This window comes from Paenarthrobacter sp. PAE-2 (assembly GCF_026013155.1).
GTDB classification, from domain to species: Bacteria; Actinomycetota; Actinomycetes; order Actinomycetales; family Micrococcaceae; genus Arthrobacter; species Arthrobacter ureafaciens.
Genome location: NZ_JAPDNV010000019.1, coordinates 1 through 19,465, shown reverse-complemented (window position 1 = coordinate 19,465; position 19,465 = coordinate 1). Strand labels below are relative to the sequence as shown.

Here is a 19,465-nt window from a genome sequence, read left to right as displayed (position 1 = left end):
TCGTCCCCTCACCCTGGCCGCCGAGTTGACACTTAATGACAATCCGCCGCGCCAGCATTGTCATTAAGTGTCAACTCGGTGGGGGTGGCGGAGGAGTTGCGGGGCGTTAGGGTAGGGCCATGACCACTCGAGCCAACGAACTCACTGCCCTTGTCACCGGAGCCACCGCCGGCCTGGGCGCGGAGTTCGCCCGCCAGCTCGCCGAAGCCGGGCACCATCTGGTCCTGGTTGCCCGCGATGAAGAGCGACTCAAAGCCAAGGCCGAGGAACTCGAGCGCGACTTCAGTATCTCGGTGGAGGTGTTGCCGGCGGACCTGACCTCCGACGTCGGGGTTTCTGCAGTGGCGGACCGCCTGCGGGACGCAAGCAGGCCCGTGGACGTGCTGGTCAATAACGCGGGGATCGGGCTCTTGAAGTCGTTCGAGGACAACGATCTTGAGGAAGAGCGGAGGCACTTGCGCCTCCACGTCCAGACTCCCATGGAGCTATGCCACGCCGCCCTCGAGGTCATGCTGGCGCGGGGCAAGGGCCGGATCATCAACGTGGCCAGCGTGGCGGCCTTCGCCAACCGGGGCAGCTATTCCGCGGCCAAAGCCTGGCAGGTGACGTTCAGCCGCTGGGCGAACACCGCTTATGCAAAGTCGGGCGTACGGGTCACCGCAGTCTGCCCGGGGTTCACCCACACGGAGTTCCACGATCGGATGGGCATGGATAAGTCCGTGGCGCCGCGTTTCCTCTGGCTGAAGGCCGAGCGGGTGGTTCGTGAAGGCCTCGAGGACAACGCCAAAGGCAAAGCTGTGTCCATCCCGACGCGGAGGTACAAGGTGGTCACCTTCTTCGCGCGCGTCCTCCCGGCGAAGCTGACCGCAGGCCCGCCGAGACGCCCGGCGAAGCTTACCAAGTTCAACTGATTCGCATCAGCTTCTCAGAACAAGACTGTGTACCGGCCGATCATCCTTGGCCCGGTTCCCGAAGCTGCGTCTGCGCGCTGAGGGGTTCCTGTGGCGTAGGAAAGTCCACCTGCGAAATGGGTCGATTTGCGAGATCGACGTATCCGTGTTGTTGGATGCACTCTCGCACGAGCATCCGGATGGACAGCGAAGGATTGTCTTGCAGTTCCATCCATGCATTCACAGCCTCGTCGGCTCCCGGTACATATAACCTGTACCGGGAAGCCGGTTTCTTCACCGTCGGCCGCGGCCTTGCTTCAGTCATATCGGTCCCTTCAGCGCTTGAGTGGATATCGCAGATCACCCGGAGCAGTGCCCATTCAAGCCAGTAGTTCACCCACTTCGGACCCTGAATGGGTCATGAACGACCTGAATTGCACCCGCGAGCTACCCATAAGTGATCTCTTGGCTTGGATCATGACGCAGATCGTCATTGCCGCTCGGGGATGCTGGCACGAATCGATGCGCAGGAGCACTTCCCAGCTTGACCGTTCCCGCGAACCAGATGGCCTTTAGGACTTCCTGGGTTGGTGAAGTGGGGCCACAAACGGGCCGAATTGGGCCAAATTCGGGCTTCAATTGTTCATTATTGGACAATTCTTATCCAAAGGTGATCGGCAGTCATATTAAAACTCGAGAAAGCTTCTCGGAAAATACAGAATATTGTGGATTTCGCTTTCATTATGTCTGTGGTCTTGTTAGATTGAGCCCACTCTGGAGATTCACTCAGTTCTGTTATTACTCGCTACTCGGGGGAAATAAGTGCGAAGAACCACCAAGATACTTCTAGGAATGAGCCTTGCTGCATCTCTGGCCCTGGTGCCCGCCGCCGCTCAAGCGGGGTATGCCCCGGGTGACAGGGGTGTCTATACGGTCAGTGGCATCACATATTGGAACCAGGCGAACACGAATGTTACGACGTCAGCCGCAACCGGAGAGACCCGCAGTGGACCCGATACGTACTGTGTATCACCTGGTTCCATAGCCATTCGGGGCAAGGTATTCGAGAGCAGTTCGACGGGAACGGCAGCTGCCTTGCGAGCGGAAAGCGTTGTTTGGTACACGAACGCGACGCTGTGCCCAGGTGAATACAACGGGTACAGCGCTTACTACTACTTTGGTGGCGGTTTCAGGTACTTCTACAGCGGCGGAGATTCGTGGGCATGGAACAGCGGGGGTTACTACAACTGGTACAACACCATTCCCGGAAAGGTTCAAAACCCGTGAATCACTCAACAGGAGGCGGTATGACCGTAAAGAAGATCAAAGGCGGGAAGGCTCTACTGTCCGTTGCCTTGACCACGGCGCTGCTCGGCGGAATCGGAATCGGCATCGCTCAGGCACTACCCGCTGAAGTGCAAGCAACTACATCGGAGAAGGAGATAACGCCGGTTCTTGTGCACGATGGTGATGCGGGGTTTGACCGCAACGAGTCTGGATTGAGTTACGGTGTTCCGACGGAAATCGATGGCCGCCTCGCCGAGCCTGACCTTATCCGGGCATATGCCACCAACGGAAAGCTCGGCTACATAAAGAACACCGAACGAAAAGTCGCCTCCGGCGATCCGTCCATCTTTAAGTCTCCCCAAGAGGCTTTACGATGGCAGGAATCACGGGGCGACGGTCCTGTCACGGTTCCGGTCTACGACTTGGACGGAATCACGCAAATAGGAATTTTCGAATTCTCGACCGGGCAACCAACAGGAACGTTGAAGTAACTGGTGATCCGCCATTCAGTGAGTCGCTGCTGAATCTATGCAAGACCCGGCGCCCCTGTGGCGCCGGCTCTTTTGGGTGTTCCAAGCCATCAGCATCTGGCTGACCGCTTTACGAGACACGCATTAGCTCCACCTATGCCGCTGCACCACCACTGCAACGGCAATACCGATGACCGCTCCCACGAACGTCTCAACGGCCCGCTCCAGCACCAGCACTCCCGGATCCATGGGTGCCGCCAGCTGCGCGATCAGCAGGACCACGGGGGTAAAGAACACCATGGCCCAGCCGTAGTGCCTGGCCATGAACAGCTCGGTGGGGAACTGGCATAACATCACGATCACCGCGAGTACCACCGGGCCGTGGCTTGGGAAGTACTGAAGCGGCGACACCGGACTCGGGAAAAGCACGACGGCGACCACCCCCAAGCCGAGGAACGTCCCCACGATCCTGTGGATGCCTCGGTGGACGCGGCTTGGCAGATCGGCACCGGCCAGCGGGACGGCCGCTGCTGCCATGGCCCAGTGCGGGTGGCCGCTGCCACTGAGTACGCCGCAAACCCCGGCCGCGCTGACTGCAAGGACGTAGCGCGTCGCATGGACCAGGGCTGACTGCCGTAGAGGCCCCCGCAACAGTGGTACGTCCCGGACCGCACCCCGTTCCCATGAGCGGGTTCGCAACCACCCCGCAAAGCCAACCACGATCGAGAACGCTGCCGAGGCAGCACCGATGAGCACCGCCGTCGTAAATGGAACGCTGGTGGGTACTGACGCGCAGGCACCCAGGGCGAGGATTCCGAAGAACGGTCCGACGGGCCTTAGCTTCGCGGCATCACAGAAGAAAGAGCCGGCACCCGCGAAGAGCGTAGCCACGAGCACGAGCCACCACGAATGAATATGGTTGACGGACAGGAAGGTGCCGATGGACAGGCCGCCCACCAGCAACAGCGCCGCCTGTGCTTGGTGCCTGAGCCGAAGTTGGTGCGATTCATTGCGTCCGTACATGCCGGTCAAGGCGCCGAAGACTGCATACATCATGAGTTCGGGGCGGCCGATGACAATAAGGAAGAGTCCAGGCACAACCACGCTGAGCCCGACGCGTACGGCCGATAGCCTGTCGTTGTTCGCCGGACCGATCCGGTGAAGTTCCCGGGCGTGCGTCATGAACACGGACATGGGAACACCACCAATCATCAAGGGCTTGTGGGCTAAAGGCTCACGTCCGAAAATTATCAGGATTGCCGCGCGAGCTGCCAAAAGCCCGGTCACAACGCGTAGTAAGGACTGTCAGAGGAATCTGGAAAGATCGAGATATGCCCGTAGCTTTCGTCTGCAGAACCCGCTCCACCATGCCACCGGCGGACCTGTTCAACTTGTCCCGAAACATCGACGCCCACGTGGGCTCCATGACCAAAAGCCGGGAGAGGGCAATCGCCGGCACCACCACAGGGCTTATCTCGGAGGGCGAGCACGTGACCTGGCAGGCATGGCATCTGGGCGTCAGGTTTCGCATGACCAGCCGGATCACCCACATGGAGGCGCCGGCGTCGTTCACGGACCAGCAGGTCCGCGGACCCTTCAAGTACCTCCGGCACACCCATGAGTTTCGGCCCGATGGCAGCGGCACGCTGATGGTGGACACCGTTGAGTTCGCCGCACCGTTCGGTGCCCTGGGCCGGCTGGTGGAGAAGCTTGTCCTGGCGCGCTATATGGAGAACCTGATCCGGGAGCGGAACGAGTTCCTTGTGGCGCAGGCCCTTGCAACACCGGATCCGGGCCGATGATCCGGCTGGCGCATTCGGATGACCTCGGGCAGCTGCAGACCATTGAGCGCGCCGCGGGGGAGGCCTTCCGTTCCCTGGGCATGGACCAGATTGCCAACGACGAACCCTTTCCCCTAGACGTGTTGCAGGAGTATGTCTCTGCAGGACGGGCCTGGGTTTACGTCGACGGCCTCGACTACCCCGTGGCCTACATCCTTGTGGACGTGGTGGACGGAAACGCCCATGTGGAACAGGTGAGTGTTCACCCGGACCAGGCCCACCAAGGCATCGGCCGGGAACTGCTCCATGCCGCCCGGGTTTGGGCGAGGGGCCACGCCATGCACCGTCAGACCCTCAGCACCTTCCGGGACGTTCCCTGGAACGCGCCGTACTATCGCCGCCTCGGTTTCGAGATGTTCGACGCCGGGCTGCGGGGGCCGGAGCTCACCCGCCTGATGGAGCATGAGGCGGAGTTGGGACTGACGCGCTGGCCGCGGGTGGCGATGTGGCGCCCGGTGGTCCCGCCCGCGTAGGTTCCGCCACCGCAGGCAAATGCGCCATGGCCACTCCTGGACGTCTGATTGCCGGGTCTATGAGTTCCGTGCCCGCTCAACGTCGGCTGCACTGGCCGCGTCGCCTACCGACCGGAGTCCGGCGATGACACCTTCCACATCAGCCGGCGTCCGGTTTTGGCTGAGTTTCGCTTTCGCCTCCACGCGCGTCATCACAAGTTCGACGCCGACTATCGCCTTCAACTGCCCGGCAATGAAGCGCTGCGGTGCCTCGTCCACCGACCAGGGACGCGCCATCGCCGACTCGTGGTGATCCGAAAGCTGCCGGACGTGCTTTCCCAGCCAGTCGCCGTCGTCATGGATCACCAGCCGGCCGTAGACGTGCGCGGTGGAGTAGTTCCACGTGGGAACCACCCGTCCATGCTCGGCCTTGGAGGCGTACCAGGAGGGGGAAATGTAGGCGTCCGGACCTTGAAGGATCATCAACGCCTCACCCGTCGCAGGCGTTGACCATTGGGGATTGTTGCGCGCCATGTGGGTTTGCAGGGCGCCGTGGTCCCCAACGGAGGGGTCAAAGACGAAGGGCAGGAGCGTGGCGAGCAGGCCGTCCGGTGTCATGGTCACGAGGTTGGCGGCCCCGGAGTTGCGGAGCAGTGCCTCGATGGTCTCTTCGGATGCGGCGAAGTGGGCGGGGGTGTACATGGAAGTGTCCTTTCAGCTTGGGTTAGGGGCGCGACGGCGGCGCGAGCCTCACGCGCACGGCGGCGCCTGCGCAGAGGATCACCAGGAGACCGCCGATAACGGTGGTCAGGGTGAGGGATTCGCCGAGCAGGAGAGCTGCCCACGCGATGGTCATGACGGGCTGTACCAACTGGATCTGGCTGACTTGGGCCATGGGCCCGATGGCAAGCCCGCGGTACCAGGCGAAGAACCCGAGGAACATGCTGACCACGCCTAAATAGGCAAAGGCCGCCCAACCGGCCGGCGTCGTGGAAGGGAAGCCAGAGGCCAGCGACATGGCCGTCAACAGGACCATGACGGGCGAAGCCACCACCAAGGCCCAGGAGACGGTCTGCCATGCACCCAGTTCGCGGGCCAACAGGCCGCCTTCCGCGTAGCCGATAGCGGCGGCCACAACGGCTCCGAGCAGGAGAAGGTCAGCCCAGTGAAGTGACCCAAAGCCGCCCGACTGCGCCAGGGCGAAAACCACTGCGGCCACCACGCCCACTCCCGTGAGCACCCAGAACAGGGGCCTCGGACGTTCGCGTCCCCGCATGACGGCCACAGTCGCTGTTGCTGCCGGCAGAAGGGCAATGACAACGGCGCCGTGGCTCGCGGAGGTGCTGGTCAGGGCAAAGGTGGTGAGTAGCGGGAACCCGGCCACGATTCCGCCGGCGACTACTGCCAGGCGCAACCACTGCATGCCTTGGGGGAAGCGTTGCTTGGTGATTGCCAGGGCAGCGGCAGCAAGGATGGCGGCTGTTACTGCCCGGCCGGCTCCGATAAACAGGGGCGACATCCCATCGACGGCCACCCGCGTCAAGGGAACGGTGAAGGAGAAGGCGAACACGCCCACAAGCCCCCACCAAATTCCGGATGCGGTGGGCGTGGGTAACGCTGGCGACTGAATGAGAGTAGCGCTACTATGTTGGTTCATGAACAACGATAGCAGTTCACGGATAGTCTCGCGACTGAAAGAGTGGATTGCCGCAGCCGCCCCCGGGGCCCGACTGCCTTCCACGCGCCAACTCGTGGCGGAGTATCAAGCGAGCCCCGTGACAGTGCAGAAGGCACTGAGGACACTCACCGCCCAAGGGCTTATCGAGAGCCGTCCCGGCGTTGGAACGTTCGTCCGCGCCTACCGCACCGCGCGTCCGGTGGATTATGGGTGGCAGACGGCTGCCCTTGGTGCGCTCCAGGCACCCCGGCTAACCAACACCGCTGCGATGCGGAGTGCGTCCAATGATGTGATTGCCTTCCACTCCGGGTACCCGGCGCGCGAGCTCCTCCCCGAGAGGCTGGTTCGTTCGGCACTGACCCGTGCGGCGCGTGGCGAGGCCGCGTTGTCCAGGCCGCCCGTCGCGGGTCTGCCGGAGCTGCGGTCGTGGTTCGCGCAGGAACTTAGTACCTCAACGCCGGTTGGCGTGACGCCGCCCCAGCCAGGCGACGTCGTCGTGCTTCCTGGAAGCCAAAGCGGACTGAGCTCGATCTTCCGCGGCCTGGTGGGCCACGGCCAGCCGCTGCTGGTGGAGTCGCCCAGCTATTGGGGCGCGTTGCTTGCGGCCGCGCAGGCGGGTGTCCGCGTGGTCCCGGTACCGAGCGGGCCGGACGGTCCTGACCCCGCACAGCTGTCTCGTGCTTTCGAAGAGACGGGCGCCCGCATGTTCTACGCCCAACCCAACTTCGCGAACCCGACCGGTGCCCAGTGGTCGGTTCGGCGCGGCGAGGAAGTCCTGGACGTGGTGCGGGCCCATGGCGCTTTCCTTGTGGAGGACGACTGGGCCCACGACTTCGGAATCACTGCCCAATCAGTGCCGGTCGCCGCCAAGGACGACTCGGGGCACGTCCTCTACATTCGTTCGCTGACCAAGAGCGTGTCCCCGTCCATCCGCGTGGCGGCGGTGGTCGCCCGCGGCCCGGCCCGGGAGCGGATCCTTACCGCCCAAGCCGCCGAGTCGATGTACGTCAGCGGCCTCCTGCAGGCGGCCGCGCTCGACGTCGTCACCCAGCCCGGGTGGCAAACCCACCTCCGGGGAGTCTCGGCTCAGTTGCAGTCGCGGCGGGACCTTCTGGCCACCAGCCTCAGCGAGCACATCCCGGAGGCCCACCTGACGCACCTGCCCAAGGGCGGCCTGAACCTCTGGTTGCGGCTTCCGGACGGGGTCGACGCCGAACGCCTCACCAAGGATTGCGAGGCGGCCGGTGTCCTGATCGCCGCAGGTTCCGAGTGGTTCCCTGCCGAACCCGAAGGGCCGTATGTCCGGCTCAACTATGCCGGGCCCAACCCGGGAGCGTTCCCGGAAGGGGTGCGGATTATCGGTGCGGCGCTGAAAGGGCAGCTGTAGCTTCCGCGCTAGCGGGAGTGCAGTTCTGTATCGAGCCCCGGAAGGTCAAGGGGGGATTCAAATTCCGGCTCACCGCTGCTCAAATCAACATCCGATTCGCGGATCGCGTACCGCATGGCTGCCTCAGCCGCTTCCGGATCGCCCTTCTTGATGGCATCCAAAATGGATTTGTGATCGGGTACCGGATCCAGCCAGTGGCCTCCCGGGTGGTGTTGGATCCGGTTCCGCGCGCTGAGCGCGTGCACGATCACCACATCAAGGCGCATCATGAGTTCGTTGTGCGTAGCCCGCAGCAGGCTCAGGTGAAAGTCCTGGTCCGCTGCTGCGAGCCGTTCAACATCCCTGCCTGAGGCTTCGAACTCGGCGAAGGCTTTCTCAAGGGCCTCAAGATCCTCGGGTTTCCTGAACCGCGCAGCGAGCTTTGCGGCGGCCGGCTCAATGACGTCCCTCAACTGGGAGAGTTCGGCCAAGAGGCGGTCGTCGTCGCGCCGTGCTGCGCGCCGCCATTTGATGACGTCGCTGTCCAGTAGCTTCCATGACTTTCTGTCGTTGACGATCGTTCCCCGCCGGGGCCAGGAATCGATCAAGCCCTTTTCGCGGATGACGCGCAGGGCTTCCCGCATGGCGGTTTTGCTCACTCCGAACTCCGGCTCCAGAGAGTCCACATCGATGCGCGTTCCGGGAGGGTAGTCTCCGCGCACGATGCGTAGGCCAAGCATGTCCACCAGCTCGGAGTGCAGGTTCGTCATGGCGATACACTACCCCTTCAACCCGACTATTGCCTTTATACCTATTATTAGTAATAATACTCACATATGTGGGCTACGTCTCACGGAAAGATGCATACGAAGGAGTAGCTATGCCATTTCGCCCCAACCGCCGCGCTAAGACTCTCTCTGTCTTCGCCGCCGTCGCAGTGGGAGCCACCGTTCTTGTCGGTTGCTCGCCGTCCCCGGAGAACGACTCCGGCTCCCCCCAGCCGGCGACTATCACCTTCGCCGCCTCCACCCTCGGAGACCCGGGCCGCGGGCCGGGCCTGCAAAAGCTCATCGATGAGTACAACGCGAGCCAGGACACGGTAACTGTCCAACCCGCTTCGGTGCCGTACCCGACCTTCGGCCAGACGGTCCTGACGCAGATGGGCGGTGGAGAAGGACCGGACCTGGTGCGCTTTGACATGCCCGAGTTCTCCACGGCAGCAGCTTCTGCCCTGCTTGAGCCACTCGATGACAAGATCGACGCCTCCAAGCTCAACCTGATTGCGGGGCCGGACAAGTACCTGAATGTCGACGGACACCGGTACGGCGTAGTCTTCGAGAACTCCAACTACGGCATGTTCTACAACAAGGACCTCATCCCGGAGGCTCCCAAGACTTTCGATGAGTTCATGGAGACTGCCAAGGCCACCACCAAGGGCGACGTCTACGGCCTGGCCTTCCGCCAGACACAAGCTGAAGAAGCAGGCGTCTGGCAGGACATCTACAACTACGTGCTCGGCTTCGGCGGTGACTGGTCCGACGGCGGGAAGCTCACCCTGGATTCGCCCGAGGTTATTGAAGGGCTGGAAAAGTACAAGGAGCTTTACGACGCCAACGTCATCCCCAAGGGCGCGGACGCAGCAACCTTCCGCAAGATGTTCGCCAACGGCAAGGTCGGAATGGAGCTCAACAATGGCGGCTACGTGACCGCTACCAAGTCGGCAAACCCGGCACTGAACTTCAGTGTTGCCCGGATCCCGTTCCCTGAGCAGAAGCAGGGCTCCCTGTTGGCGCCGATCGTCATCAACGCCAACAGCAAGCACAAGGATGCCGCCCTCGACTTCATCCAGTGGATCCTGAAGCCCGAGCAGCAGGTCAAGCTCCAGGAAGTACTGGGCGCCAGCAGCGTCGCGACTCCCACCGAACGCAGCGCCGAGAGCTTGGAGAAGTTCCCCTTCCTCCCGGAGCTGGACAAGCTGACTGAGTCCGGTGTTCCGCAGATTGTCAACGGCTTCGGCCCGCAGACCGCGGACATCCGCCGCATTGTTGTTACCGAGGTTCTTTCCTCCCTCCAGGGCCAGCAGGACATGAAGACTGCAATGGAGAAGGCCCAGAAGCAGGCCGAGGAGCTGGTTAGGTAATGAGCGGCCAAAAAGGGGGACCGCGTCTGCTGTCGCGGTCCCCGGGGACCGGGAACACTTCCAACCCCGTTTCCCCGTCCCCGCGCAAGCGCCGGCGCAAGAGCGCAGTCGGCAGTCCGTGGACGCCGTATCTCTTCCTTGCCCCGGCAGTCCTCTATATCGGTATCTTCCAGCTCTTCCCGCTCTTGCAGGAGGTCTGGCTAAGTTTCACCAGGACAACGCTGCTCAATCCGACCCTGAACGTTTGGGTTGGCCTGGCCAACTATCAGTCCGTCCTCGGGGATGCGTCGTTCCGGCAGACCCTGCTCACCACCCTTCTGTATGTCACCGCCTGCGTCGTCGGTTCGGTAGGACTGGGGTTGGTAGTGGCTCTCCTGCTGAACGGCAGGTTCCCGGGCCGGGCAGTTGCCCGTTCGTTGGTCACCGTGCCGTGGGCCGCTCCCGGAATCGCGGTGGCACTCATCGCGGTATGGATGTTCAACCCGCAATTCGGCCTCCTTACCCGGGTGCTGAAGGGCTTGGGAATAGACCCCGGCGAGAACGGCGTTTTGGATAACCCCCGGTTGGCACTGGCTGCCATCCTCATGACCACCATCTGGCAGCTGGTCCCGTTCGTTGCAGTCGTCCTCCTCTCTGCGCTGCAGAGTGTGCCGCAGGAACTCGTCGAAGCCGCCCAGGTTGATGGTGCCGGCCGGTGGATGATCTTCCGCGTGGTCACCTGGCAGGTGCTGAAACCGACCATCGGTTTGGTCGCCGTGCTCATGACCATCTGGTCGCTGCGCCGATTCGAGCTCATCTGGCTCATGACACGCGGCGGACCCCTGGGCTCCACCAGGACACTGGTCATCGATCTTTACTCACAGGCCTTCGAGTCCAAACAACTCGGGACAGCCGCCGCGATCGGGATGGTGGGCATCGTTATCTCCCTCATCGTCATTATCGGTAGTCGACTGGTCGCCCGTGCGGCCGCTAAGGAGGCATGATGCGCCGCTTACACCTTGGCGTGACTGCACGCATGCTGGCCGTCCTGGTTGTCCTGGGGCTCGCCATCTTCCCGGTGTACTGGATGTTCGTCACGGCACTGACATCGGATGAGGACCTCTTCGGCACGTCGATCAACCTGCTTCCGGACTTCTCCAGGCTCAACGTTTTCAGCGATGCCTTGGCTGACGGCCAAGTAGTCGGGTGGCTGACCAACAGCTTCATCGTGGCGGCCGGCACCACCGCGCTGTCCATCGCCTTGGGTGTGCCCCTGGGCTATGCACTGTCCCGGTTCGGTTTCCGGGGGAAAGCAACTGTCGGTCTCGCCCTGCTTTTCACCCAGATGCTTCCGGAAGCATTGCTGGTTGTCCCCCTGTTTGCCGTTTTCCGCAGGTTCGACCTGCTGAATTCCTTGCACGGGCTTATCCTCGCGGACACGGCCTTCACCCTGCCGGTGGTTGCTTTGATCCTCAAGGGAGCCATTGACGGAGTCCCGCGGGATCTCGACGAGGCCGCGCGCGTGGACGGAAGCAATCCGCCCACGGTACTGTTCCGCATCATCCTGCCGCTCATCGCGCCGGCGATTGCAGCTGCTGCCGTCATCGCGTTCTTCAGCGCCTGGAACGAGTACGTCTTTGCGGTCACGTTCGTCTTCGACAAGTCACTGCAACCGGCCTCGGTTGGCGTGGCCGGCTTCATCGGCGAGCAGGACACCTCTATCCAAAGCATCATGGCGGTGGGCCTGCTGTTCACCCTGCCCGCAGTCGCTTTTTACCTTTTTGCACAGAGATACGTCGTCAGCGGCATGACTGCTGGCGCGGTTAAGGGATGAAGACTCACTTATGAAAATAACCAACCTCGATACCGTGGTTGTCGATTTTTACCGGACAAACCTTATTTTCGTCAGGCTCAGCACCGACGAAGGAATTACTGGAGTGGCCGAGGCGACCCTTGAAGGGCAGGAACACGCCGTTGTCGGTGCCGTTGCTGTCCTCGCGGACGCGGTACGAGGGAAAGACCCGACCCGCATCACAGAGACGATCTACCACCTCAACAGGGATGCGTACTGGCGGGGCGGGCCCGTTTCCATGACTGCGTTGAGCGCTCTGGAAATGGCCATGTGGGATGTCTCGGCGCGTGCCTTGGGCGTGCCGGTCCACCGCATGCTCGGCGGCCAGGTCCGCGACCGTGTGCGGGCCTACGCCAACGGGTGGTTTTCCGGGGCGCGAACTCCTGAAGACTTTGCCGAAGCAGCCGTGCAGACCATCGGACAAGGATTCAGGGGCCTGAAATGGGACCCGTTTGAAGCTGCCGACCTCACCCTGGAACCGCGGGACCTTAAACGGATGCTGGAACCCGTGGCCGCCGTTCGCGAAGCGGTGGGGGACGACGTCGAGCTGTTCATCGAGGGGCACGGCAGGTTCGATGTCCCAACCGCCATCAAGGTGGCCCGCGAAATCGAACAATTCAATCCTATGTTCTTCGAGGAGCCGTGCCCGCCGGATGGGATCGATTCCCTCGTGGAGATCCGTTCCAAGTCTCCCGTACCCATCGCCGCAGGAGAACGTTGGATCGGACGGAGCACGTTCGTGCCGGCATTGGGCCGGCACGCCGTTGACTACGTACAGCCGGACGTCACGCATGCCGGTGGACTGATGGAACTGCAATTCATCGCCACGCTTGCTGCCTCCCAGTACATTCCCTTCGCCCCGCACAACCCCAGCGGACCTCTCAGCACGGCCGCCACGTTGCAGCTCGGCGCCATGGTGCCGAACTTCCGCTACCTGGAAATCATGGCCACTGACGTGCCGTGGCGAAGCGAAATTTCCAGTGAACGGCTGACGCTGACCGAGGACGGGGACATCCTCATCCCGGAAGGACCTGGTCTGGGCATCGAACTCGACTTCGACGCCATCGCTGAACACCCTTACACGCCACACCCCATGCGGATATTCACCGATGCGGTAGCGGATATCCGTCCCCCGGACGCGAGGTCGTTCTTCAACCTGGAAACCACTCCGGTGGGTTAGGGAGCCAAACGTGGAAGGAGGGACAATGTTCACCACAGTCGAGGAAACAAACACCAGGATCACCGCCGCCCACGCGGCCTACGAACAAGCAAGGGACATCGACCCGGGCACGCGTGCCGCATGGTTAGGGGGCATCGCCGCTGCATTGGAAGCGAATGCAGATGAGCTGGTGGCCCTGGGACAAGAAGAAACCCACTTGGACGAGGGAAGGCTTTCCTTCGAGCTCAAGAGGTCCGTCTTCCAACTACGGTTGTTCGCGGAGGAGGTCGTTCGGGGAGAACACCTGGACGCAACCATCGACCACGCCGATCCGACGTGGGGGATGGGTCCGCGGCCGGATATCCGTCGCGTCTCCGTGCCTCTGGGCGTCGTAGGCGTATTCGGGGCCTCCAACTTCCCCTTCGCGTTCAGCGTCATGGGTGGAGACAGCGCATCTGCACTCGCCGCCGGGTGTGCAGTGGTGCATAAGATCCACGAAGGCCACCTGCAGCTTGCCCTGCGCACAGGTGCGATCGTGGAGGAAGCGTTGGAATCGGCAGGTGCTCCGCAGGGACTTTTCTCCACCATCATCGGACGGGCGGCAGCTGAATGCCTGGTGGACCACCCGTTGGTAATGGCTATTGGCTTCACTGGTTCCACCGCCGGAGGAAGGGCGCTGTTTGACCGGGCGGCACGACGCCCGTCACCCATCCCTTTCTACGGAGAACTGGGCAGCATCAACCCTGTGTTCGTCACTGAAGCTGCTTGGAAGTCGCGACGCGATGAGATCCTGGCCGGTTTCGCGTCGTCATTCACTATGGGGATGGGCCAGTTCTGCACCAAACCTGGGCTTCTTTTTGTCCCGGGGGACTCCTCCGCCTTAACCGGCAACGGTGATGACGTCTCTGACATTCTCAAACGGGAAGTCGCAGGCAAGCCGCGCCGCCCGCTCCTTAGCCCCAGACTGCGGGAAGGCTTCGATCGGGCCTTGGAATCCGTGCGGGCCGCACCCGGTGTAGACGTGCTGTTGGCAGGGGACGATTCCGAGGCGCCCCACCCTACTATCCTGAAGACCACGGCTGATCACGTCCGCAAACATCCCGGAATCCTTGAACAGGAGATGTTCGGACCGGCTGCGGTAGTAGTGGAGTATCACCCAGGTGATGACCTGGTCTCCCTGGCAGGATTAATGGTGGGGCAACTGACCGGCACCGTTCATGCCGAACCCCACGAAGACGTCTCGGATCTGCTGTCCACTCTGCGGGAACGCTGCGGCCGGTTGCTGTGGAACGCCTGGCCCACAGGTGTGACGGTGAGCTATGCACAGCACCACGGCGGACCGTACCCGGCCACTACGGCAACCACCACGTCCGTGGGAACGGCGGCGATCGCTCGGTTCATGCGGGCTGTGGCCTACGATTCCTTCCCGCCGTCCCAACTGCCGGCACCGCTGCGTGATGACAATCCGTGGCGGATCCGGCGCCGGGTGGATGGAGTCTGGGAATCACCAATCGGGAAGGAAAAGTGAGTGAATAACGGAAGCCTGGCGGATATCCTGCCGTCGGACGGAACTGATTCCGTGTTGGTTGGGCGTGTCTGGGATCCGAACAGCCAGGGCCCGCGGGTAGTCGCGGTCCGGGGCGAGGAACTTGTGGACCTGACCCCGGCGTTTGGCACCGTGTCGGAACTCTTGGAAAACGACGATCCCGCCCATCTGGTTCTCAACAGCGCTTCGAACTTTCTTCCCTGGACGTTGGGGGAGGTGGTCCAAAACTCTACGTCAGGGGACCGTAACCTCCCGTTCCTCCTGGCGCCTTTGGATCTCCAGGTGATCAAAGCCTGCGGCGTGACCTTCGTGGAGAGCATGGTGGAACGTGTCATCGAGGAACGGTGCGAAGGTGACTTCAACCGTGCTGCGGAAGTTAGGAAGAGCGTCAACAAAGCCCTCGACGGCGGTTTGACTTCTGTCCGTCCCGGATCCGAACAGGCCCTGGAAGCCAAGAAGATCCTGGCCGCCCAAGGCATGTGGTCCCAGTACTTGGAGGTGGGGCTCGGCCCGGACCCGGAGGTATTTACCAAAGCTCCTGTGCTGTCAGCCGTGGGTTATGGTTCCGGCGTTGGTATTCCCGCGTTTTCTTCGTGGAACAATCCCGAACCGGAACTCGTCCTCTTGGTCGATTCCGCGGGCAGGGTCAAGGGTGCTGCACTCGGCAATGATGTGAATCTCCGGGACGTGGAAGGGCGAAGTGCCCTGCTGCTGGGAATGGCCAAGGACAACAATGCCTCGTGCGCGGTTGGCCCGTTTATCCGGTTGTTCCATGGTGGGTTCACTCTGGAGTCCCTTCGGTCTGAAGAGATCACCCTGAACGTGGAAGGGGCCGATGGTCACCGGCTTGAGGGCCGGAACAGCCTCAGCCACATCAGCCGTTCCTTCGAGGAACTCGTAGCGGCCGCGCACGGCCGGCACCACCAATATCCTGACGGTTTTGCCCTCTTCACCGGAACGCTCTTCGCCCCCACGCAGGACCGTGAGGCGGAAGGGCTCGGCTTCACCCACAAGAGCGGTGACGTTGTGACCATTAGCAGCGCGCAGCTAGGAATGCTGGTGAACCAGGTCCGGAACACGGAAGACATGGAGCCGTGGACCTTTGGGATCAGGGCCCTGTTCAGCTACCTGGCTGGACTGGAAAAGGCCTAGTTACAGCCGTAGCCACCAACCTCAAGGAGAGCGCCTTGTGGGTGGTGGCTACGGTGGGCGGTTTGGTTACCGCGAACTATCGGATACGCGCGCAGAAGTTGCAGGCAAGTAATTCCTAAGCAGGTGTCAGGTCCTTCTTGTCCCGGCCAAAGGCAGCATCGCTTACGGGCTGGCCATCGAACGGCATCTCGTTCAGGTTGATGAGCGGGTTGGTGTCCTGGGTTTCCACGAGTTCACGGGCTTCGGCCTCGGTGTCCACGCTGGGCATGGAGCCCGGAAGCGGGCGCTTCGCGGATTCACGCAGGAAGAAGATCGCGATTCCGCCGAGGATGGACCAAACCATGAGATAGTACGCGGGCATCATGTCGTCGCGGGTGGCATCGATCAGGCCTTGGACGATGAACGGCGTGGTTCCGCCGAAGATCGCCACGGAGAAGTTGTAGGCGATGCCCATTCCGCCGTAGCGGCTGGACGTCGGGAACAACGCCGGCAGTGCCGAGGCCAGGTTGGCGACGTAGAACGTCACCGGGAAAGCGATCAGGGCGAGGCCGCACAGCGTGGACCATACCTCGCCGATGCCAATGAGCATGAAGGCAGGGATGGAGAAGACTATGGTGCTGCCTGCGCCGATCCACAGCACAGGGCGGCGGCCGATACGGTCGGAGAGCTTGCCGGTCAACGGAATGCACAGAGACATGATCACCAGGACCGGAATGGTCAGCAAGGTGCCGTGGACGGGATCGTAGCCCTTGGAATCCGTGAGGTAGGTGGGCATGTAAGACGTAAGGGCGTAGCCAACAGTGTTGGCTGCGGCGGCAAGGATCATGGCCAGCAGGATTTGGCGCCAGTAGGCCTTGATGATGCCGATGGGACCCTTGTTGGCATGGACGTCCTGCGAAGCAGCGTTCTTGGCGATGGCTTCCTGCGCATCCAGGGTGGCCTGGAACTGCGGGGATTCCTCGATCTTGGTCCGGAAGTATACAGCGATGATGCCGAGCGGACCGGCAACGAGGAACGGAATCCTCCAGCCCCATTCCTCCATGGCTCCCTGTCCGAGCGTGAGCTGCAGGACCGAGACCAAGGCTGCGCCGAGCGCGAAGCCAATGTAGCTGCCCATGTCCAGGAAGCTGGCGAAGAAGCCGCGGCGCTTGTCCGGAGCGTATTCGCTCACGAACGTGGTTGCGCCGGCGTATTCACCGCCGGTTGAGAAGCCCTGGACGAGCTTAAGGATCACCAGGAGTGCTGCTGCCCAGATACCGATCTGCGCATAGCCAGGCAGGAGTCCGACGGCGAACGTACTTGCCGCCATCAGCATCAGGGTTGCCGCGAGAACCTTCTGGCGGCCAATCTTGTCGCCGAGCCAACCGAACACAACTCCACCAAGGGGGCGTGCGATGAAGGTGGCGGCGAACGTGCCCAGAAGGAAGAGTGTTTGGACGGACGGGTCAGCTTCCGGGAGGAATACGGGTCCCATGGTGGTGATGAGGTAACCGAAGACACCTACGTCGTACCATTCCATAGTGTTGCCGACGATCGTGCCGCCGAGTGCTTTCTTCAGCATCGGCTGGTCCACGACGTTCACATCGGATTCCTTCAACCGGCGCTTCGTCCGAAGCTTCGGTTTCTTGGTGCTTTTACCTACTCTTGCGGAGGCCGGTTCCGGGCCTGCCGCTACCTTGTTTCCGGAGGCGTTCCTTGCGCCATCCGGAGAGACGGTGTTGCTTTGGTCTATGGGCATTTGGGCTTCTCCTAGGGAGGTCATTTGCTTGCGACTTCTGCTGCCCCGCTCTGGGCAGGTGTTCAATTTTACGCGGTTTTGCACACCAATCCGAGTTGGGATCGGTTTTTGGGGCCACTTCGGGGCATGTATTGCTAAGCAATCTTACTTCTCTTTGCCCGGTTTTGCCCCGTCATAACAGGGAAGTAGGTGCCGGCCGCATGCCGTTATAAATTGTTTAGTGAAGTACATCAAACGGCGGCTTTTTCACCGCGAAAGCTAACCTATTGCACCCCTAGGGCCACCGTCCGAGGACCACCGTTGCCCCAAAATCCCCATCGAAAAGGACGCTCGCCCGGAGCCCCGCGTCGACCATCAACGAGGCGGTCGCCGAGGCTTGTTCGTCCGAGGTCTCAATCAGCAGTGTTCCGCCGGGCGACAACCACTCCGGTGAGTCCCTCACGACGCGACGTTGGACGTCCAAACCGTCACTGCCGCCGTCGAGCGCTGTCAGGGGTTCGTGAAGGCGGGCCTCCGGCGGCATCATGGCGATCGAGCCGGTGGGAACGTAAGGGGCATTGACCAGTAGGACGTCCACGCGGCCCCGAAGTTCCGGGGGCAGTGGCTCGAACAGGTCACCCTGGAATACCTGGCCGCCACGCGGGCCGATGTTCCGGGCGGCGCATGCGACAGCCAGAGGGTCGATGTCCGCGCCGTATAGCTGGCAACTGCCCAGCTGATCGCTCAAGGCAGCGCCGATGGCACCGGAACCACAGCACAGATCAACGACGACGGCGCCTGGCTTGGCGACCAAGGCCGCCTGGCGGACCAGGAACTCCGTGCGACGCCGCGGCACAAAAACGCCCGGCTCCACCACCATGCGGCTTCCGGAGAATTCGGCCCACCCCAGGATGTGTTCAAGGGGTATCCCGCTGATGCGCTGCTGCACCATCGACACAAAGTCTTGCTCGTTCCGGGCGGCTCCCATGAGCAGTCCGGCTTCCTCCTCTGCGAAGACGCAGCCGGCGGCACGAAGCGCGAGGACGACGGCAGGATCCGGAGACATTGGGGTCATGCTAACAAAATCACGGTGCCCGGAGGGGTTCACAAACATCGGGCAAGGTAGCTAAGGTGTGACGCATGGGAACACTGATTTTTGAGTAAACCGGCCTGTGCCTTTGTGCGCCGCCGAGTTTCACCCGACAAAAATCCACGCCTGTTGAGGCCCTGCCTCCACGCCGTTCCCGTTGTCGCCTCTTTTGCATCATGATCGCACCGTGACGCCGTGGTTCGTGCGCCTCTCCAGGATTGTAAAAACCTTTGAGGAGTCCACTAATGACTGCCAACACCCCCGACAACAACCAAGCCGCCTCGGGTGGCATTAAGTCCAAACTGACCGACGCCCAGAGGGCCATGCTCGCCAGCAAATCCGGCGGCGGCACCCCCGATGGCTGGAAAAGCACCGGCAAGGGGCACAAGCCAACCCACGCCAGCGGAAAGCAGGCCAAGACCATGAAAAAGGTCCGCTGGTAGGCCTAAAATTGAAGTCCCTTCGTTTCATCGGAGAAAGGAAGAACCATGACCGCCAATCAAGAATCCGGCAACATCAACCCCGAGGTAGCAAGCCACTTGGTGGAGTCCATGGACATGGCCCCCATGCCCGAGCCGACCGCCATCGCAGCAACCCTCGGCACCGGACAAACGAGGCAGTGGCCGGACGGGAACGGCAAGAAACGTCATCCCAAGGACCGCAACCAGGCCCACGGCAGGATGGGACAAGGAGCAGCTGTGACAGCGATCCACCGGACCAGCCGACCGCAGATGCCGCACTCCTCCTAATCACCACTTTCCAGCCCAACTGACCAGCATTTGTGGTTGCTCTGAGCGGGCGGTTTCTAGCGGTTATCGCAACAGGAAGGTTCTGATCATCTCATTT

The 19,465-nt window shown here is 62.0% G+C and carries 20 protein-coding genes; 14 read left to right on the top strand and 6 right to left on the bottom strand.

Annotated elements, in window-relative coordinates; all coding sequences use genetic code 11:
• The first annotated feature begins 119 nt into the window (after positions 1 to 119).
• The 3 genes from OCL88_RS12920 (at position 120) to OCL88_RS12910 (ending at position 2,668) form a co-directional block, all read left to right on the top strand.
• Positions 120 to 911 (top strand): SDR family NAD(P)-dependent oxidoreductase, encoded by a 792-nt coding sequence (locus tag OCL88_RS12920; RefSeq protein WP_264962766.1) that lies wholly within the window; start codon positions 120 to 122, stop codon positions 909 to 911.
• Positions 912 to 1,742: 831 nt separating this feature from the next.
• Positions 1,743 to 2,177 (top strand): hypothetical protein, encoded by a 435-nt coding sequence (locus OCL88_RS12915; protein WP_264962765.1) that lies wholly within the window; start codon positions 1,743 to 1,745, stop codon positions 2,175 to 2,177.
• 20 nt (positions 2,178 to 2,197) lie between these two features.
• Complete coding sequence (locus tag OCL88_RS12910; RefSeq protein WP_264962764.1) at positions 2,198 to 2,668, top strand: hypothetical protein; 471 nt, start codon at positions 2,198 to 2,200, stop codon at positions 2,666 to 2,668.
• Between the two features lie 123 nt (positions 2,669 to 2,791).
• Here the strand turns inward: OCL88_RS12910 and OCL88_RS12905 are convergent, their stop codons facing one another.
• Complete coding sequence (locus OCL88_RS12905; protein WP_264962763.1) at positions 2,792 to 3,841, bottom strand: FUSC family protein; 1,050 nt, start codon at positions 3,839 to 3,841, stop codon at positions 2,792 to 2,794.
• Positions 3,842 to 3,978: 137 nt separating this feature from the next.
• Here OCL88_RS12905 and OCL88_RS12900 point away from each other — a divergent pair, with 137 nt between their 5' ends.
• Entirely contained in the window at positions 3,979 to 4,449 is a 471-nt protein-coding gene (locus OCL88_RS12900; RefSeq protein WP_264962762.1) for an SRPBCC family protein, read from the top strand.
• Positions 4,446 to 4,961 carry a GNAT family N-acetyltransferase gene (locus OCL88_RS12895; RefSeq protein ID WP_264962761.1) on the top strand — a complete coding sequence of 172 codons (516 nt, stop codon included), beginning with the start codon at positions 4,446 to 4,448 and terminating at the stop codon, positions 4,959 to 4,961. The genes OCL88_RS12900 and OCL88_RS12895 overlap by 4 nt, the downstream gene beginning before the upstream one ends.
• A gap of 57 nt (positions 4,962 to 5,018) precedes the next feature.
• Here OCL88_RS12895 and OCL88_RS12890 read toward each other — a convergent pair whose 3' ends face one another.
• Together OCL88_RS12890 and OCL88_RS12885 are read right to left on the bottom strand one after the other, a co-directional pair.
• Positions 5,019 to 5,642, bottom strand: a complete 624-nt coding sequence (locus tag OCL88_RS12890) for an FMN-binding negative transcriptional regulator (RefSeq protein ID WP_264962760.1) — start codon at positions 5,640 to 5,642, stop codon at positions 5,019 to 5,021.
• 22 nt (positions 5,643 to 5,664) lie between these two features.
• A complete protein-coding gene (locus tag OCL88_RS12885; protein ID WP_264962759.1) occupies positions 5,665 to 6,597 on the bottom strand; it encodes a DMT family transporter in 933 nt (310 codons plus the stop codon).
• Between OCL88_RS12885 and OCL88_RS12880 the strand changes: the two genes are divergently transcribed.
• Complete coding sequence (locus tag OCL88_RS12880; RefSeq protein ID WP_264962758.1) at positions 6,596 to 8,005, top strand: PLP-dependent aminotransferase family protein; 1,410 nt, start codon at positions 6,596 to 6,598, stop codon at positions 8,003 to 8,005. The two genes, OCL88_RS12885 and OCL88_RS12880, sit on opposite strands and share 2 nt — an antisense overlap.
• Positions 8,006 to 8,013: 8 nt before the next feature.
• On the opposite strand, the gene OCL88_RS12875 is transcribed toward OCL88_RS12880, so the two are convergent.
• On the bottom strand, positions 8,014 to 8,754 hold the full coding sequence (locus OCL88_RS12875) for a FadR/GntR family transcriptional regulator (RefSeq protein WP_264962757.1): 741 nt from the start codon (positions 8,752 to 8,754) through the stop codon (positions 8,014 to 8,016).
• Positions 8,755 to 8,864: 110 nt separating this feature from the next.
• On the opposite strand from OCL88_RS12875, the gene OCL88_RS12870 reads away from it, so the two are divergent.
• The 6 genes from OCL88_RS12870 to OCL88_RS12845 are packed head-to-tail and all read left to right on the top strand — an operon-like array spanning position 8,865 to position 15,812.
• Positions 8,865 to 10,124, top strand: a complete 1,260-nt coding sequence (locus OCL88_RS12870; RefSeq protein WP_264962756.1) for an ABC transporter substrate-binding protein — start codon at positions 8,865 to 8,867, stop codon at positions 10,122 to 10,124.
• On the top strand, positions 10,124 to 11,107 hold the full coding sequence (locus OCL88_RS12865) for a carbohydrate ABC transporter permease (protein ID WP_264962755.1): 984 nt from the start codon (positions 10,124 to 10,126) through the stop codon (positions 11,105 to 11,107). The genes OCL88_RS12870 and OCL88_RS12865 overlap by 1 nt, the downstream gene beginning before the upstream one ends.
• Positions 11,104 to 11,937: a carbohydrate ABC transporter permease gene (locus tag OCL88_RS12860; RefSeq protein WP_264962754.1), complete on the top strand. Its 834-nt coding sequence runs from the start codon at positions 11,104 to 11,106 to the stop codon at positions 11,935 to 11,937. Before OCL88_RS12865 ends, OCL88_RS12860 begins: the two co-directional genes overlap by 4 nt.
• A gap of 10 nt (positions 11,938 to 11,947) precedes the next feature.
• Positions 11,948 to 13,135, top strand: coding sequence for a mandelate racemase/muconate lactonizing enzyme family protein (locus OCL88_RS12855; RefSeq protein WP_264962753.1), 1,188 nt, complete (start codon positions 11,948 to 11,950; stop codon positions 13,133 to 13,135).
• 25 nt (positions 13,136 to 13,160) lie between these two features.
• A complete protein-coding gene (locus OCL88_RS12850) occupies positions 13,161 to 14,642 on the top strand; it encodes an aldehyde dehydrogenase (NADP(+)) (RefSeq protein WP_264962752.1) in 1,482 nt (493 codons plus the stop codon).
• Positions 14,643 to 15,812, top strand: coding sequence for a fumarylacetoacetate hydrolase family protein (locus tag OCL88_RS12845; protein ID WP_264962751.1), 1,170 nt, complete (start codon positions 14,643 to 14,645; stop codon positions 15,810 to 15,812).
• Positions 15,813 to 15,927: 115 nt separating this feature from the next.
• Here OCL88_RS12845 and OCL88_RS12840 read toward each other — a convergent pair whose 3' ends face one another.
• Together OCL88_RS12840 and OCL88_RS12835 are read right to left on the bottom strand one after the other, a co-directional pair.
• Complete coding sequence (locus OCL88_RS12840; RefSeq protein ID WP_264962750.1) at positions 15,928 to 17,550, bottom strand: MFS transporter; 1,623 nt, start codon at positions 17,548 to 17,550, stop codon at positions 15,928 to 15,930.
• 274 nt (positions 17,551 to 17,824) lie between these two features.
• Positions 17,825 to 18,595, bottom strand: a complete 771-nt coding sequence (locus tag OCL88_RS12835; protein WP_410868834.1) for a putative protein N(5)-glutamine methyltransferase — start codon at positions 18,593 to 18,595, stop codon at positions 17,825 to 17,827.
• 269 nt (positions 18,596 to 18,864) lie between these two features.
• Here OCL88_RS12835 and OCL88_RS12830 point away from each other — a divergent pair, with 269 nt between their 5' ends.
• Together OCL88_RS12830 and OCL88_RS12825 are read left to right on the top strand one after the other, a co-directional pair.
• A complete protein-coding gene (locus OCL88_RS12830; RefSeq protein WP_062094694.1) occupies positions 18,865 to 19,062 on the top strand; it encodes a hypothetical protein in 198 nt (65 codons plus the stop codon).
• 45 nt (positions 19,063 to 19,107) lie between these two features.
• Positions 19,108 to 19,368: a hypothetical protein gene (locus tag OCL88_RS12825; RefSeq protein ID WP_166186786.1), complete on the top strand. Its 261-nt coding sequence runs from the start codon at positions 19,108 to 19,110 to the stop codon at positions 19,366 to 19,368.
• The last annotated feature ends 97 nt before the right edge of the window (positions 19,369 to 19,465 follow it).

Excerpts from the sequence above, each read along its gene's own strand:
- OCL88_RS12920 (WP_264962766.1), top strand. The coding sequence starts at position 120 with ATGACCACTCGAGCCAACGAACTCACTGCCCTTGTCACCGGAGCCACC.
- OCL88_RS12915 (WP_264962765.1), top strand. The coding sequence starts at position 1,743 with ATGAGCCTTGCTGCATCTCTGGCCCTGGTGCCCGCCGCCGCTCAAGCG.
- OCL88_RS12910 (WP_264962764.1), top strand. The coding sequence starts at position 2,198 with ATGACCGTAAAGAAGATCAAAGGCGGGAAGGCTCTACTGTCCGTTGCC.
- OCL88_RS12905 (WP_264962763.1), bottom strand. The coding sequence starts at position 3,841 with ATGTCCGTGTTCATGACGCACGCCCGGGAACTTCACCGGATCGGTCCG.
- OCL88_RS12900 (WP_264962762.1), top strand. The coding sequence starts at position 3,979 with ATGCCCGTAGCTTTCGTCTGCAGAACCCGCTCCACCATGCCACCGGCG.
- OCL88_RS12895 (WP_264962761.1), top strand. The coding sequence starts at position 4,446 with ATGATCCGGCTGGCGCATTCGGATGACCTCGGGCAGCTGCAGACCATT.
- OCL88_RS12890 (WP_264962760.1), bottom strand. The coding sequence starts at position 5,642 with ATGTACACCCCCGCCCACTTCGCCGCATCCGAAGAGACCATCGAGGCA.
- OCL88_RS12880 (WP_264962758.1), top strand. The coding sequence starts at position 6,596 with ATGAACAACGATAGCAGTTCACGGATAGTCTCGCGACTGAAAGAGTGG.
- OCL88_RS12885 (WP_264962759.1), bottom strand. The coding sequence starts at position 6,597 with ATGAACCAACATAGTAGCGCTACTCTCATTCAGTCGCCAGCGTTACCC.
- OCL88_RS12875 (WP_264962757.1), bottom strand. The coding sequence starts at position 8,754 with ATGACGAACCTGCACTCCGAGCTGGTGGACATGCTTGGCCTACGCATC.
- OCL88_RS12870 (WP_264962756.1), top strand. The coding sequence starts at position 8,865 with ATGCCATTTCGCCCCAACCGCCGCGCTAAGACTCTCTCTGTCTTCGCC.
- OCL88_RS12865 (WP_264962755.1), top strand. The coding sequence starts at position 10,124 with ATGAGCGGCCAAAAAGGGGGACCGCGTCTGCTGTCGCGGTCCCCGGGG.
- OCL88_RS12860 (WP_264962754.1), top strand. The coding sequence starts at position 11,104 with ATGATGCGCCGCTTACACCTTGGCGTGACTGCACGCATGCTGGCCGTC.
- OCL88_RS12855 (WP_264962753.1), top strand. The coding sequence starts at position 11,948 with ATGAAAATAACCAACCTCGATACCGTGGTTGTCGATTTTTACCGGACA.
- OCL88_RS12850 (WP_264962752.1), top strand. The coding sequence starts at position 13,161 with ATGTTCACCACAGTCGAGGAAACAAACACCAGGATCACCGCCGCCCAC.
- OCL88_RS12840 (WP_264962750.1), bottom strand. The coding sequence starts at position 17,550 with ATGCCCATAGACCAAAGCAACACCGTCTCTCCGGATGGCGCAAGGAAC.
- OCL88_RS12835 (WP_410868834.1), bottom strand. The coding sequence starts at position 18,595 with ATGTCTCCGGATCCTGCCGTCGTCCTCGCGCTTCGTGCCGCCGGCTGC.
- OCL88_RS12830 (WP_062094694.1), top strand. The coding sequence starts at position 18,865 with ATGACTGCCAACACCCCCGACAACAACCAAGCCGCCTCGGGTGGCATT.
- OCL88_RS12825 (WP_166186786.1), top strand. The coding sequence starts at position 19,108 with ATGACCGCCAATCAAGAATCCGGCAACATCAACCCCGAGGTAGCAAGC.